Source organism: Methylobacterium sp. JK268 (assembly GCF_054052225.1).
The window spans coordinates 1-14609 of the sequence record NZ_JBSVZN010000013.1 but is presented as its reverse complement, the minus strand read 5'-3'; the positions used below and the strand labels follow the sequence as shown (position 1 = coordinate 14609).

Here is a 14609-nt window from a genome sequence, read left to right as displayed (position 1 = left end):
TCCGCCTGTGCACCGCGGAGCACGGCTGCAGTCCGGACGTCCCGCTGAGGTGATCACCCGCGTCACCCGGCGGGCGGAGGTCGGGGCAGCCCGCACCCTGATCGCGCGCAGGACCGCGTCGGCCTCAGGCCGGCCCGACTTGCGGCCGACACTGCCTACGGGTCGGCCGAGCCCCTCGCGTGGCTCGTGCATGAGCGCGGGATCGAGCCGAAGACGACGTCGAGCGACGCCAAGTCGCTGCTCGGCCCCCTCGATTCCGTGACGGCGCCGGATTCCGAGTCCTCCACAGTACGGCGCGCAGGTGATCCACGGCCTGCGCGAAGCAGCCCGCCGCCATCCAGCGCGGGCCTGCTGGCAAACCGCCGCCCAAGGCGGCAGGTCGTTGGGCATCAGGCACCAGGGCGCGCCCGCCGTCACGATGGAGCGCAGGTCGTTGAACATCTCGCGCAGTGGGTGCTCGGGCTGGCGGGCGTCCTCGCGCACCAACGGCAGGTAGGGGCGATCATCGCCCAGTCATCGTCAGGGACGTCCGAGGGGCAGGGCTCGCGAGGGACGGGCATGCCCCCTCATCTGACTACCCAGCCCCCCGCAGGTCCAGCACAGCCTCTAGGCTATCAACTCAATCGAGTGTTGTGCCCGACTGCTTCACGACGGCGCCCCACTTGGCGATCTCGTCGGCCATGAAGGCGCCGAAGGCCTCGGGCGAGAGCGGGCGCGAAGTGGCCCCGAGCCCCGCGAACTTCGCCACCACCGGCGGCTCCTGCAGGGCCCGCACAGTCTCGGCGTTGAGGCGCTGGACGATCTCGGGCGGCGTGCCCTTCGGCGCCACGAGCCCGTTCCACGCGATGGCGACGTAGTCGGGCAGGGCCGCCTCCCGGATCGTCGGGATGTCCTTGGCGACGGGCAGCCGCTCCGCCGAGGTGATGCCGAGCGCCCGCACGCGGCCGCCCTCCACGTGCGCCAGCACCGACTGGGTCGTGTCGAACATGAGGTCGACCCGCCCGGCGATCACGTCCGTGATGGCGGGCGCGCTGCCCCGATAGGGGATGTGGGTGAGCTTGATTCCCGCCGTCGCGGCGAAGAGTTCGGCCGCCAGATGCGTCGATTGGCCGATGCCCGAGGAGGCGTAGTTGAGGGCGCCGGGCTTCTCCTTGGCCGCCGCGATCAGGTCGCGCACGCTGCGCCAGGGGGCGGAGTCCCGCACCACCAGGACGAGCGGATTCTCGGTGAGCAGGGCGATCGGCGCGAAGCTTTTCAGCGTGTCGTAGGTGAGCTTGCGGAACAGCGTCATGTTGATGGCGTGCGCCGTCGTGGCGAGGCCGAGCGTGTAGCCGTCCGCCGCCGCCCGGGCGACGACCTCCATGCCGAGGTTGCCGCCCGCCCCCGGGCGATTGTCCATCACCAGGGGCTGGCCGAGCGCCAGCGACAGGCGCTCGCCGACGATCCGGGCGGTGATGTCGGTCGAGCCGCCGGGCGGGTAGGGCACCACCACGCCGATGGGCCGGGCCGGCCACGCGGCGGCGGAGGCGGTCCGCGGCGCCAGCGCGAAGGCGCCGGTCCCGGCGAGGCCGGCGACGAACTCTCGGCGTCGGATCATGGCGTGTCTCCTTCCGCGGCGATCGCGAACACCACCGCGTCGAGCGCCACGCCGTCGCCCGGGTCGCTGCCGACCAGGAACGGGTTGACGTCGAGGCTCGCGACGCGGCCGTCGCTCTCCATCAGGCGGCCGACCGCGACCGCGGCGGCGAGGTAGCGGTCGAGGGCGAGGGGCGGCTCGCCCCGCGTGCCGGCGATCAGCGGCGCGATGCGCAAGGTGCCGAGCGCGCTGCGCACGTCCTCCTCGTCGAAGGGCGGCAGCAGCAGGGCGACGTCGGGCATCGCCTCGACGTAGGTGCCGCCGTCGCCGACCACCACGACCGGACCGAAGAACGGGTCGCGGTGGGCGCCCAGCAGCAATTCGCGCCGCCCGCGCACCATCGCGGCGACGATCACGCCCGCGAAGGCCGCCCCGTGCCGGGCGAGGGCCGCACGGCAAGACGCGAAGGCCGCCGCCACGGATTCGGGCCCGCTCAGCCCGAGATGGACGAGGCCGAGTTCGGTCTTGTGCACCACGTCCGCCGAGCAGCCCTTCACGGCGACCTGTCCGCCGAGGGATTCCGCCGCCGCGACCGCCTCCTCGGGGGTGCGGCAGAGCCGGTGCGGCACGACGGGAATGCCGGCCTCCGCGAGCCGCGCGAGGCTCGCGGCCTCGTCGAGGAGGCGCGGCGCGCCGGGCGGAGGCGCGGCGGGCTTGACCGGCCCGCGCCCGGCCGCCGCCCGCATCCGCTCGTGATGAGCGATGAACTGGTGCAGCGCCCGCACGGCGGCGCCCTCGCCGGGGAAGACCGGCAGGCCGCGCTCGCGGAAGGGCTTCGCCACCAGCTCCTGCGGTGCGACGATCACCACCGGCTTGCCGGTCTCGGCCGCGAAGGCGGCGGTGTCGCGTCCGAAGGCCTCGACGTCGTAGGCCCGGCCCGCCACCGGCACGCCGACCAGGAAGGCATCCGCCGAGGGGTCGCGCGCGATCACCGGCAGGATCTGGCTGAAGAGCGCGCTGTTCGTCAGCAGCGCCGCCGTGATGTCGACCGGGTTCCGCACCGAGGCGAAGCTCGGCAGGATGCCGCGGAGTTCTTCCTGCGTGTCCGCCGCGAGGGGGTCCAGCGTCAGGCCCGCCGTCGAGGCGGCGTCCGCCGCCATCACGCAGGTCGCGCCCGAATTGCTGATCGCCACCATGCGGCGCCCCTCGGGCCGCCAGCCCTTCAGGTAGAGCTCCGCCGCCTCGACGAGGTCGGACGTGTCCCGCGCCCGCCAGATCCCATGCTGCTCCAGGAAGGCGTCCACCACCCGGTCCTCGTTGGCGAGCGCGCCGGTGTGCGACTGCGCGGCCGCCTGGCCCGCGGCCGTGCGGCCGGACTTCAGGGCGACGATCGGCAGGCCGTGCGAGCGCGCGACCTCCGCGGCCTGAGCGAGGTGATGCGGGTCCGGGATACTCTCCAGGTAGAGGAGGAGGAGCTTCAAGGCCCGATCCTCCGCCACCGCGGCGGCGAGCTCGCAGACCGTCACGTCGGCGTCGTTGCCGGTGGCGTGGGTGTGGCGCACCCCGATGCCGCGCCCGCGCAGCAGCCCGTAGGGCACCACGCTCATCGCGCCGCTCTGGCTGACGATGCCGACCGGGCCGTCGAGCGGCGGCACCTCCAGGAACATGCTGGAGAAGCTCGGCACCGCGCCGGTGCCGAAATTCGCCAGCCCCTGCGAGTTGGGCCCGATCACCCGCATGCCGCGCGCGCGGGCGCGCTCCACCATGGCACGCTCGGCGGCCTTGCCGTGCTCCGGATCGGTCTCGCCGAAGCCCGACGCCATCATGATGGCGACCTTGACGCCCATGGCGCCGCACGCGTCGAGGGCCGCCACCGCCGCCTCGCCCGGCACCGCCACGATGGCGAGGTCCGGCGCGCGGGACAGGTCGGAGAGGCGCGGCACCGTGCGCAGGCCCTGGACCTCGTCGCGGCGCGGATTGACCGGGATGACCTCGCCCCGGAACCCGAACTGCGCGAGGTAGAGGAGCGGGCGCCCGCCGATCTTATCCGGGTTCTCCGAGGCGCCGATCACCGCGATGCTGCGCGGGTCGAGGGCGGCGGCGAGACTCGACATCACTCCCGATCCTCCGGCAGGCAATAGGGGACCTGTCCGGCCCCGAAGGCCCGGAAGGCGGTGCGCACGGGCGCGCCGATCGTCAGCCCCTCGGCCGCGTGGGCCATGAAGCGGAAGCCCTCCTCGGCATCGACCAGCGCGATGACGTAGGGCGCGTGGGCGGCCAGCTCCGGCGAGGGCGCTCGCGCCACTCTGGTCAGCGCGTAGACCCGGCCGCGGCCCGTGGCCTGCGCCGCCGCAAGGTCCCGCGCGCCGCAGGCCGGGCAGAAGTCGCGGCGGAGATACTGGACGTGGCCGCAGGGGCGGCAGCGCGCGTAGGCGAGGCCCTCCTCGCCGCGCGTCCAGTCCGCGGGCTCGGGACGAAGCGGGTCCGGGCTCATCGGGCGTTCTCCAGGACGAGGCTGACGTGGGAGGAGAGGACGCCGCCATCCCCGTGCAGCAGCGCCAGCGCGGGCGGCGCGACCTGGCGGCCGCCCGCCTCGCCGCGCATCTGCCGCACGGTCTCGGCGAGGTGCGCCATGGCGCCCCCCACCCCGCAATGGCCGTAGCTCAGGAGGCCGCCATGGGTGTTGAGCGGCATCGCGCCGCCGGGCGAGAAGTGACCCTCCGCGGCGAGCCGCCCGGCCGCGCCCCGGGGCGCCAGTCCGATCTCCTCCAGGAGGATCGCCAGCGTGATGGTGAAGCTGTCGTAGATCGCCGCGAAGGCGATGTCGGGGAGCCCGACGCCCGCCGCCGCGAGCGCGCGGGCCGCGCAGTCGCCCGCCCCGAAGGCGGTGAGCGAGGGCGCCGCGGTGACGTGCTGGTGCGTGTGGGCCTGCGCGACGCCGCGGATCCGCGGGCCCACCCGCCCGGCCCCGTCCCGGGTGATCACGAAGGCCGCGCCGCCGTCCGAGACCGGGCAGCAATCGAGGAGGCGCAGGGGCGCGGCGATGGGCTTCGAGGCCCGCACCTCGTCCGCCGTGATCGGGATGCGCAGGTGCGCGCCCGGCGTGCGGGCGGCGTTGTCGCGCATCAGCACCGCCAGCGCCGCGAGATCCTGCTCGCCGTACTCGTGGGCGTAGCGGGCGGCGACGAGGCCGTAATAGGCGGGGATTGTGGGACCGAGCGGCACCTCGTAGACCGGGTGGCCCACCTGCGCGAGCGTCTGGATCGCGGCGTCGCGGCTCTGGCCGGTGAGGCGGTTCTCGCCCGCCACCACCAGGATGCGCCGCGCCGCCCCCGACTCCACCAGGAGATGGGCGAGCATCACCAGCGCGAAGCCGGTGGCGCCGCCGAGCTGCACCGCGTGCGCGTAGGCGGGGCGCAGGCCGAAATGCTCGGCGAAGACCGTCGAGAGCATCAGGTGGGGGTGGGTGGTCGAGTAGCCGGTGATCAGCCCGTCGACGTCGCCCCGCTCCAGCCCCGCATCGGCCAGGGCCTCGCCGGCCGCGAGGCTCATCAGGTCGAGGGTCGAGCACCCCTCGTGCCGCCCGAACGGCGTCAGCCCGACGCCCGCGACGTGACTCACCGGATCGGGGCCGGCGCGGGCGCGCGGGTCCGCGTGACGGAACGAAGCATCGGGCGTCCTCCGGGGCGGGCCGCGCGGAAATTCCGCCGCGGCCTCGTGTCGGAAGATGGTTGCCTTCCGGCTCGGACCCTGTCAACAATGTTCCGTCCGCAGAAACGATCTTGGTCGCTGCGGACGAGGGAGTGGCGAGGGCGACCGAATTGGTTCCGCTTGACGGAACCACCCGTGAAGGGCGGCGCGCTCGCGGAACGCACGGAGAGGCGCCGTGGACCGTCGGCTGTGCTTGGGCCTGCTCGCGTCGCTGGCCGTCCCCGGGACGGCGCGGGCCGCCTATCCGGACCGGATCATCCGGATCGTGGTCCCGTTCCCGCCGGGCGGGACGACCGACATCCTGGCCCGCCTCGTCGCGGACCGGCTCGACAAGCGCTTCGGCCAGCACGGCATCGTGGACAACCGGCCGGGCGCCTCGGGCAACATCGGCACCAAGGCGGTCGCGGGCAGCGCGCCGGACGGCTACACGCTGGTGATGGCGACCATCAACACCCACGGCATCAACGCCGCGGTGTTCCGCAGCCTGCCCTACGACCCGGTGCGCGACTTCGCGCCGATCACCATCGTCGCCTCGACCCCGAACGTGCTCTTGGTCAACCCGTCGCTTGGGGTCGCCGACCTCGCCGGGCTGATCCGGCTCGCCCGCGCGACGCCGGAGGGCCTCGCCTTCGGCTCGACCTCGACCGGCGGCTCGCCGCACCTATCGGGCGAACTCCTCAAGGTCATGGCCGGGATCCCGCTCACCCACGTGCCCTACCGGGGCGGTGGGCCGATGCTGAACGACCTCATCGCCGGGCACATCAAGATCGGGTTCGACAACCTGCCCTCGGCGATCGGGCACGTGCGGGCCGGGACCCTGCGGGCGCTCGCCGTGACGACGGCCGCGCGCTTCCCGGGCCTGCCGGACGTGCCGACCATGGCGGAGGCCGGGGTGCCCGGCTACGAGGTCTCGGCCTGGTTCGGGCTGCTCGCGCCCGCCGCGACCCCGCGCCCGGTCGTCGACCTGCTGCAGACCCGCATCGCCGCCGTGCTGGCGGAGCCGGAGACCACGGCGCGCCTCCTCGACCTCGGGGGGACGCCCGGCGGCATGGCGCCCGACGCCTTCGGGCAGATCGTGAGGAGCGAGGTCGCCCGTTGGCCGGAGATCGTCGCCAAGACCGGCGTCGCGGTCGAGTGAGAGCGTCCGGCGCCGCCGCCGGATGAGGGAAGACCGGCGTCGCGGCCGGACAGAGGAGGGACGGGATGGCGGGCTTGCGGATCGGATCGGGCTCGGCGTGGTGGGGCGACCGGCTGGAGCCGGCGCGGCTCAACGCCGAGCAGGGCGACCTCGACTACCTCTGCTTCGAGACCATGGCGGAGGCGACGATCTCGGCCGCCCAGGTGCGCAAGCGCCGCGATCCGAGCTTCCCGGGCTACGACACGTATCTCGACGACCGCATGCAGCGGGTGCTGCCCGGCTGCCTGCGGCGACGGACCAAGATCATCAGCAACCAGGGCTGGATCAACCCCGAGGGGGCGGCCGAGCGGATCGTCCACTGGCTGCGGGAATGCGGGGCGCCGAAGGGCGTGAAGGTCGCGGCAATCTCCGGCAGCCTGATCACCGACCGCGTCCTCGACCTCACCGACACGCTGATGGAGGACGGGCGGCCGAGCGCGGCGCTCGCCGGCACCATCGTGTCGGCGGAGGCCTATATGGGCGCCGAGCCGATCGTGGCGGCCCTGCGGGAGGGCGCGCAGATCGTGGTGACCGGCCGCGTCGCCGACCCGTCGATCTTCATGGCGCCGATGATGCACGAGTTCGGCTGGGACCCCCTCGACCACGACCGCCTCGGCCCCGGCAACGGCATCGGCCACGTGCTCGAATGCGGCGCGCAGGCCACCGGCGGCTACTTCTGCGACCCGGGCTTCAAGGACGTGCCGGACCCCTGGGACCTCGCCTTCCCGATCGCCGAGGTCGAGAGCGACGGCTCGGCGGTGATCACCAAGGTGGCCGGGACCGGCGGGGCGGTCACCATCCGCACCCTCAAGGAGCAGCTCTTCTACGAGGTGCACGACCCGGGCAACTACATCACGCCGGACGTGGTGGTGGACTTCACCACGACCGACCTGGAGGAGGTCGGCCACGACCGGGTGCGGGTGTCGCGCATCTCCGGCAAGCCGCGCACCCCGACCCTCAAGGTGTCGATCGCCTGCCAGGAGGGCTTCATCGGCGAGGACATGTTCTTCTACGCGGGGCCGGGCGCCCTGCGCCGGGCGGAACTCGCCAAGCGCATCCTGGAGGAGCGCTTCAAGATCGTCGGCCTGCAGGCGGAGGAGATCCGCATCGACTTCGTGGGCCTCAACGCCATCCACGGCGGCAGCCTCGCGCGATCCGGACCGGAGCCCTACGAGATCGCCGTGCGGGTCGCCGCCCGCACCCGCACCCGCGAAGAGGCGCTCAAGGTCGGCCGCGAGGTCGACGGCATGGCGGTGTCGGGCGTCGGCATGACCGGCAAGCGCGTGCCGCACCAGGACCGCACCCGCGAGGTGATCGGCGTCTGGTCGTCCCTCGTCCCGCGCGAGGCGCTGCGCCCCGCCATCACGTTCTTCGAGAGCTGAGAGACCATGCGCCTTCCCCTGCAGCACGTGGCCCATGTCCGCTCCGGCGACAAGGGCAACACCTCGAACATCACGGTCATCGCCTACGAGCCGGACCTCTACCCCTATCTCAAGGAGCAGCTCACCGCCGAGCGCTTCAAGGCCTTCTACGCCGGGATGGTGACGGGCAATGTCACCCGCTACGCGGTCGACCGGCTGGGGGTGCTCAACTTCGTCGCCGAAGGCGCGCTCGGGGGCGGCGTGTCCCGCTCGCTCTGCCTCGACAATTACGGCAAGGCGCTCTCCGCGGCGATCCTCGGCTTCGAGATGGAGGTGCCGGAGAGCGCCGCCAACCTCCTGCGCAACTACCACCCGGAGGTGGCGTGATGGACGCGATCCCGCCCCTCACCGAACTCGCCCGGGGGTTGCGCTTCCCGGAAGGGCCGATCGCGATGCCGGACGGCTCGGTTCTGCTGGTCGAGATCGCCCGCGGTACGCTCACCCGGGTGGCGCCGGACGGGACCGTCACCACCCCGGCGCGGCCGGGCGGCGGCCCCAACGGGGCGGCGATCGGGCCGGACGGGCGCTGCTACATCTGCAACAACGGCGGCTTCCGCTGGACGCCGGAGGGCGACCCGAGCGGCCTGCGGCCGGTGGGCCAGGCCGAGGATTACGCGGGCGGCCGGATCGAGGCCGTCGACCTCGCCACGGGCACGGTCGAGGTGCTGTACCGGGAGTGCGACGGGCGCCGGCTCAACGGGCCGAACGACCTCGTCTTCGACGGGCTCGGCGGCTTCTACTTCACCGACCTCGGCAAGGTCCGCGAGCGCGACCAGGACCGGGGCGCGGTCTACTACGCGCGGGCCGACGGCAGCGCGATCCGCGAGGTGGTCTTCCCGATCTTCACGCCCAATGGCGTCGGCCTGTCGCCGGACGGCGCCACCCTGTACGTCGCCGAGACCGAGACCGCCCGGCTCTGGGCCTTCGACCTGACCGGGCCGGGGGAGATCGAGCGCCACCCCTTCCCGTCGCCTCACGGCGGGCGCCTCGTGGTCGGGCTGCCCGGCTATCACCGCTTCGACTCCCTCGCCGTCGACGCGCGCGGCAACATCTGCGTCGCTACCCTGGTGGAGGGCGGCATCACCATCGTGTCGCCGGACGGCGCCTCCGTTCGCCGCGTGCCGATGCCGGAGCGCTGGGCCACCAACATCTGCTTCGGCGGACCGGACCTGCGCACCGCCTACGTCACCCTGTCCTCGACCGGGCGCCTCGTCTCGCTGCCCTGGGACGAGCCGGGCCTGCCCCTCCACCACCTGAACCCGCGGGGCTGAACATGCACGCCTCCGCGCCGATCGCCCGACGCTACGCGGCGGGCGGCCTGATGCTCCTGCTCGGCCTCGCGGTGGTGCTGGAGGCCCGCAGCTTCGGCCTCGGCACCCTGGCGCGGGTCGGACCGGGCCTCTACCCGATGCTCGTCGGCGGGGCGCTGGCGCTGGTCGGGCTGCTGATCGCGGTGACGCCCGAGGCGGCGGAGCACGAGGCGGGGCAAGAGGCGGGGCAAGAAGCAGGGGCCTCGGGCCGCCCGGACTGGCGCGGCTGGTTCTGCATCGTGCTCGGGATCGTGCTGTTCATGGTGCTGGGCGAGCATCTCGGCCTCGGCCCGGCGACCTTCGCCTGCGTGTTCGTCTCGGCGCTCGGCGACCGCTCCGGCACCCTGCGCTCGGCCCTCGTCCTGGCGCTCGCGATGACAGTGGTGGCCGGGCTGGTCTTCACCCTGGCGCTGAAGTTCCAGATGCCGTTCTGGCGGGGGTGAGGGCATGGATGGGACGCTCGCCAACCTGATCCACGGCTTCTCGATCGCGCTGCAGCCGCACAACTTCCTGTTCAGCCTGGTCGGCGTGCTGATCGGCAACCTCATCGGCGTGCTGCCCGGGATGGGCATCATGGCGACCATCTCGATCCTGCTGCCGCTGACCTTCGGGATGCCGCCGGTCGCCGCGATCCTGATGCTGGCGGGGATCTATTACGGGGCGCAGTACGGCGGGGCGATCTGCTCGATCCTGCTCAACCTGCCCTGCCACCCCTCGCACGCCGTCACCTGCCTCGACGGCTACCCGATGACCCGCCAGGGCCGCGGCGGGGTCGCGCTCGGCATCACGATGCTGGCCGCCTTCTTCGGCGCCGCCTTCGGCATCGTGCAGATGATCCTGTTCGCGCCGCTCCTCGTGCGCATCGCCTTCCAGTTCGGCCCGGCCGAGATCTGCACCCTGATGCTGCTCGGGCTGCTGGCCGGGGCGACCCTGGCGCGGGGCTCCGCCCTCAAGGGCGTGGCGATGACGCTGGTCGGGCTGATCCTCGGCTGCGTCGGCAGCGACCTCGACACCGGCACCAGCCGGTTCACCTTCGGGGCGATGTCGCTCTACAACGGCATCGACCTCGTGGCGGTGGCGCTCGGCTTCTTCGGCATCGCCGAGTTCCTGAAGAGCATCAACACGCTGACCGTCGGGGACCTGTCGGGCGTGAAGGTGCGGGTGCGCGACATGCGCCCAACCCGCGCCGACCTGCGCGAGGCTGCGCTGCCGATCCTGCGCGGCACCCTGGTCGGCAGCCTGTGCTCGCTGATCCCCGGGACGGGGCCGACCATCGCCTCCTTCATCGCCTACGCGGCCGAGAAGCGGGTGAGCCGGAACCCGGAGCGGTTCGGGCGCGGGGCGATCGGCGGCGTGGCGAGCCCGGAGGCCTCCACCCACTCCTCCGTCCAGGGCGACTTCGTGCCGACCATGAGCCTCGGCATCCCGGGCGACGCCGTGATGGCGCTGATCCTCGGCGCGCTGATCATCCAGGGCATCACCCCGGGCCCGCAGCTCATGAACGAGCACCCGGACGTGTTCTGGGGCCTGATCGCCAGCTTCTGGATCGGCAACATCCTGCTCGTCCTCCTCAACGTGCCGCTGATCGGGATCTGGGTGCGGCTGCTGCAGATCCCGTTCCGGTTCCTGTATCCCTGCGCGCTGTTCTTCATCTGCGTCGGCGTCTACAGCACGAACAACGAGATGTTCGGCGTATTGCAGACGCTGGTGATCGGGATCGTCGGCTACGGGCTGATGCGGCTCGGCTTCCACCCGGCGCCGGTGCTGCTCGGCTTCGTGCTCGGGCCCCGGCTGGAGGAGAATTTCCGGCGCGCGCTGCTGCTCTCGCGGGGCGATCCCTGGACCTTCGTGGGCAGCCCGATCAGCGCGGGATTCGTGGCGCTGGCTTTGCTGCTGGTGGGCGCGCAGGTGTTCCTGGCGGTGCGCGGCCGGCGGCGGTCGCGGGTGGACGCGGTTCTGGCGGCGGGCGCCCGGATGGCGCCGACCGAGCCGCCCGAGGCGGCCGGGTCGCTGAAGGTGTGAGGGAAGACGCAACGGCAACAGATCACCGTGATGGCAGCCACCCCATTCCTCATGCTGAGGTGCGACCGTAGGGAGCCTCGAAGCACTCCAGTCCGCTCATCCAAGAGAATGGCGCCTCGGACACACAGTTCAGGGGTGCTTCGAGGCTGGCTTCGCCAGCACCTCAGCATGAGGAATGATGGGGCTGCCATGGTCGGTTAGCCGGGGTTCTGGTTCGGACATGTGCGCCACATCCTCGCATGAGGCGTCACCGTCACGCGGTCACCAATCGAAATGACAGACGAGCCGGCCCGGTCCGGCAGGGGAGGTGTGGAATGCGGTCATCGGCGTGGGCGGGCGGGCTCGCCCTGTGCTTGGGTCTCCTCGCGGCCGCGCCCGGCCGGGCCGCGGAGCCGATCCGGATCGGGTGGCTGTCCTCGCTCACGGGGCCGCTCTCCTCGGCGGCGATCGCCGAGAACCAGGGCGTGCAGTTCGCCATCCGGGAGATCAACGCGGCCGGCGGCATCGACGGCCGCCCCCTCGAACTGCTCACCCGCGACACCGCCGGCGAGCCCACCAAGGCGGTGAACCTCGCCCAGCAGCTCCTGTTCAGCGACAAGGTCCAGTTCATCATCGGCCCGGTGAATTCCGGCGAGTCCCTCGCCACCGTGCCGATCGTCGCCCGGGCCGGGATCCCCAACATCGTCATCGGGACGATCGACGAACTCACCGACCCGAAGAAGTACCCGCTGGCCTTCCGGGCCATCAACACCAACCGGCAATGGATCGAGGGCGGGAACGCCTACGCGCTCGACGTGCTCAAGCGCCGCAAGGTGGCGGTGATCGGCGACACCTCGGGCTACGGCACGTCCAGCGCCAAGACCGCTTCCGCCCTCCTGGAGCAGGCCGGGGTGAAGCCGGTCTACTCGGTGCTGGTCGACCCCAACAAGACCGACCTCACCGACGAGATGACCAAGGCCAAGGCCGCGGGCGCCGACGTGGTGATGCCCTGGTCCGCCGCCACCGGGTTGATGGCCCGCATCCTCAACACCCGCGGCGACATGGGCTGGGAGGTGCCGGTGGTGGGCCACCCGGCGGTCATGGCGCTGCCCATCAAGGGCCTGCTCAACAAGCCGGAATACTGGCAGAATACGTTCTCGGCCGGCTACCAGAGCACGACCTACGTCGACGGCAAGCTGCCGGCGCGCACGCAAGCCCTGATCGACAAGATCAAGCCGGCGCTCGGAGGCACCATCGACTTCACCTTCTGGTGGGTGGCGCTGGGCTACGACACCGTGAAGATCATCGAGCACGCCGTGAAGCAGGCCGGCTCGACCGATCCGCAGAAGTTCAAGGCGGTCCTCGAATCCACCAAGGACTTCCCGGGCGTCTACGCCAGCTACGGCTGGAGCCCGCAGGACCACAACGGCTTCCCGGACAAGAACATCGTGGTCGACGTCGCGTCCTCGTTCCGCGACGGCTGCTACGAGGCGGCCCCCAAGTAGTCGCGCGACGCGGAGGAACCGCCCCATGCTGGCCGTGATCGTCTCGGGCCTCGCCATCGGCGCCGTCTACGCGGCGACGGCGCTCGCCTACAACGTGATGTACTCGACCTCGCGCGTGCTCAGCGTCACGACCGGGCACCTCTGCATGCTGGGAGGCGTCACCGGCGCCTGGCTGATCGCCGGCCTCGGGCTGCCCTCGCTCCTCGGCCTCGCCGGCGCGGTGCTGGCCGGGGCGGCGGCCGGTGCCGTCACCGAGATCGTCGGGGTGCGCCGGGTGCTGGCGCGCTCCGACGAGCACCTCTGGCTCCTCTCCACCCTGGCGCTGGCCACCATGCTGCAGCAGGCGATCGGCCTGTGGTGGGGCACCGAGCCGCGGCCCTTCCCGCGCCTGATCCCGCAGGATTTCTCGGCGGGCCTCCTCGACCAGAAGTACTGGCTGCCGGTCGCGGCGGTCCTCGCCATGACGGCGGGGCTCGAAGCCTTCACGCGCCTGACCCTGTGGGGCAAGCTGTTCCAGGCCACCTCGGAGGACGCCTTCGCGGCCCGCGCCCGCGGCATCCCGACCGACCGGGTACGGCTGACCTCCTACCTGCTGGCCGGGGCGCTCGGCGGCCTCGCCGGCTTCGCGGCCGGCCAGCTCACCTTCGCGTATTTCGCGCTCGGCCTCTCGCTCACCCTCAACGGCTTCATCGCGCTCGCGGTCGGGGGGCTCGGCAGCAATCTCGGAGCGCTGATCGGCGGCGCGGGGCTCGGGCTGCTCTCGGCCTTCGCGACCTACTGGTTCGGCGGCGCGTACCAGCAGACCATCGCGGTCGGGCTCCTGATGCTGGTGCTGCTCCTGCGGCCCGAGGGGCTCCTCGGCAACAAGCGGGTGAGGCCGGTCTGATGTCCCGCCGCCCCCTCCGCGTCGGCCTGACGCTCCTCGCGCTCCTCGTCCTCGCCTCCCTGCCGGCGTGGTCGGGCGACCTCTACCAGGTCCACCTCGCCTCCCTGATCGGCGCCTACTGGGTGCTGGTCGCCGGGCTCAACCTCGTGGTCGGCTTCGCCGGCCAGCTCTCGATCGGGCATGTCGGGCTGCTGGCGGTCGGCGCCTACGGCTTCGCGATCCTGGCGGGCACCCTCGGCCTCGACCCGTTCCTGGCGCTGCCGCTCTGCGGCGCGCTCGGGGGGCTCGGCGGTCTCCTGCTCGGCCTGCCCTCCCTGCGGCTGCCCGGCTTCTACTTCGCCATGGTGACGATGGCCTTCGCGCTGATCGTCGGCGAACTCTCGCTCGCCTGGGGCGGCCTCACCGGCGGCGGCACCGGCCTCTCCGTGCCGGGCTTCCCGGCGCCCTTCGACACGCCGCGGGGGCAGTACGGGCTGATCCTGGCGCTCGGTGCCGCCGTCACCGCCATGACCTGGAGCGTGGCGCGCTCGATGTGGGGCCGCGCGCTCATCGCGGTGCGCGACAGCGAGGTCGCGGCGGCGTCGGTCGGCGTCAACCTGTTCCGGGCCAAGCTCACGGTGTTCGTGTTCTCCGGCGTCACCGCCGGGATCGCCGGCGCGCTGTTCGCCGCGCTGCAGACCTACGTCACGCCGGACACCTTCGTGTTCGACATCGGGCTGTTCTTCTTCGTCTGCATCATCATCGGCGGGCGCGGCAGCATCCTGGGGCCGCTGATCGGCACCGCCATGCTGACCGCGCTGCCCGAGATGGTGGCGCCGCTGGCCCGGCTCGGCAATTTCTTCTACGGCCTCGCACTCCTCGTCGTGGTGCTGCTGGTGCCCGACGGGATCGGCCGCCTCGTCGCCTCCCTGGCGGCGCGCCTGCGCGCCGAGCCCCACCGCAGCCACGAGGTCCGGCCGGACCTCGCCCGCCTGCGCCGCGCGCTCGGCGCGGCGCAGGCGGCGCCGGACGAACCCGCGCCG

General features: G+C 72.5%; 13 protein-coding genes and 1 pseudogene. 9 read left to right on the top strand and 5 right to left on the bottom strand.

Annotated features, from left to right (window positions below; translation table 11 throughout):
* Positions 1 to 339: 339 nt before the first annotated feature.
* The 5 genes and pseudogenes from ACW9J6_RS15685 to ACW9J6_RS15665 form a co-directional block, all read right to left on the bottom strand.
* Positions 340 to 486 (bottom strand): annotated as a pseudogene (locus ACW9J6_RS15685) (transposase); the annotation flags it as partial.
* 133 nt (positions 487 to 619) lie between these two features.
* On the bottom strand, positions 620 to 1597 hold the full coding sequence (locus ACW9J6_RS15680) for a Bug family tripartite tricarboxylate transporter substrate binding protein (RefSeq protein WP_457117415.1): 978 nt from the start codon (positions 1595 to 1597) through the stop codon (positions 620 to 622).
* A complete protein-coding gene (locus ACW9J6_RS15675; RefSeq protein ID WP_457117414.1) occupies positions 1594 to 3690 on the bottom strand; it encodes an acetate--CoA ligase family protein in 2097 nt (698 codons plus the stop codon). The genes ACW9J6_RS15680 and ACW9J6_RS15675 overlap by 4 nt, the downstream gene beginning before the upstream one ends.
* Positions 3690 to 4070, bottom strand: a complete 381-nt coding sequence (locus tag ACW9J6_RS15670) for a Zn-ribbon domain-containing OB-fold protein (protein ID WP_457117413.1) — start codon at positions 4068 to 4070, stop codon at positions 3690 to 3692. The genes ACW9J6_RS15675 and ACW9J6_RS15670 overlap by 1 nt, the downstream gene beginning before the upstream one ends.
* Positions 4067 to 5197, bottom strand: coding sequence for a thiolase family protein (locus ACW9J6_RS15665; RefSeq protein ID WP_457117412.1), 1131 nt, complete (start codon positions 5195 to 5197; stop codon positions 4067 to 4069). The genes ACW9J6_RS15670 and ACW9J6_RS15665 overlap by 4 nt, the downstream gene beginning before the upstream one ends.
* A 265-nt stretch (positions 5198 to 5462) precedes the next feature.
* Between ACW9J6_RS15665 and ACW9J6_RS15660 the strand changes: the two genes are divergently transcribed.
* From ACW9J6_RS15660 to ACW9J6_RS15620, 9 genes are all read left to right on the top strand, one after another.
* Positions 5463 to 6425: a Bug family tripartite tricarboxylate transporter substrate binding protein gene (locus ACW9J6_RS15660; protein ID WP_457117411.1), complete on the top strand. Its 963-nt coding sequence runs from the start codon at positions 5463 to 5465 to the stop codon at positions 6423 to 6425.
* A gap of 65 nt (positions 6426 to 6490) precedes the next feature.
* The gene (locus tag ACW9J6_RS15655; RefSeq protein ID WP_457117410.1) at positions 6491 to 7846 is read left to right on the top strand and encodes an acyclic terpene utilization AtuA family protein; all 1356 of its coding nucleotides are present in this window, start codon (positions 6491 to 6493) and stop codon (positions 7844 to 7846) included.
* 6 nt (positions 7847 to 7852) lie between these two features.
* A complete protein-coding gene (locus ACW9J6_RS15650; protein WP_457117409.1) occupies positions 7853 to 8212 on the top strand; it encodes an AtuA-related protein in 360 nt (119 codons plus the stop codon).
* Entirely contained in the window at positions 8212 to 9156 is a 945-nt protein-coding gene (locus tag ACW9J6_RS15645) for an SMP-30/gluconolactonase/LRE family protein (protein ID WP_457117408.1), read from the top strand. The genes ACW9J6_RS15650 and ACW9J6_RS15645 overlap by 1 nt, the downstream gene beginning before the upstream one ends.
* 2 nt (positions 9157 to 9158) lie before the next feature.
* Entirely contained in the window at positions 9159 to 9638 is a 480-nt protein-coding gene (locus ACW9J6_RS15640) for a tripartite tricarboxylate transporter TctB family protein (RefSeq protein ID WP_457117407.1), read from the top strand.
* 4 nt (positions 9639 to 9642) lie between these two features.
* The gene (locus ACW9J6_RS15635) at positions 9643 to 11217 is read left to right on the top strand and encodes a tripartite tricarboxylate transporter permease (protein ID WP_457117406.1); all 1575 of its coding nucleotides are present in this window, start codon (positions 9643 to 9645) and stop codon (positions 11215 to 11217) included.
* Positions 11218 to 11531: 314 nt separating this feature from the next.
* Positions 11532 to 12701, top strand: a complete 1170-nt coding sequence (locus ACW9J6_RS15630; protein ID WP_457117405.1) for an ABC transporter substrate-binding protein — start codon at positions 11532 to 11534, stop codon at positions 12699 to 12701.
* 25 nt (positions 12702 to 12726) lie between these two features.
* Positions 12727 to 13587, top strand: a complete 861-nt coding sequence (locus ACW9J6_RS15625) for a branched-chain amino acid ABC transporter permease (protein ID WP_457117404.1) — start codon at positions 12727 to 12729, stop codon at positions 13585 to 13587.
* The coding region (locus ACW9J6_RS15620) for a branched-chain amino acid ABC transporter permease (protein ID WP_457117403.1) at positions 13587 to 14609 on the top strand (1023 nt) is incomplete at its 3' end. The genes ACW9J6_RS15625 and ACW9J6_RS15620, both read left to right, overlap by 1 nt.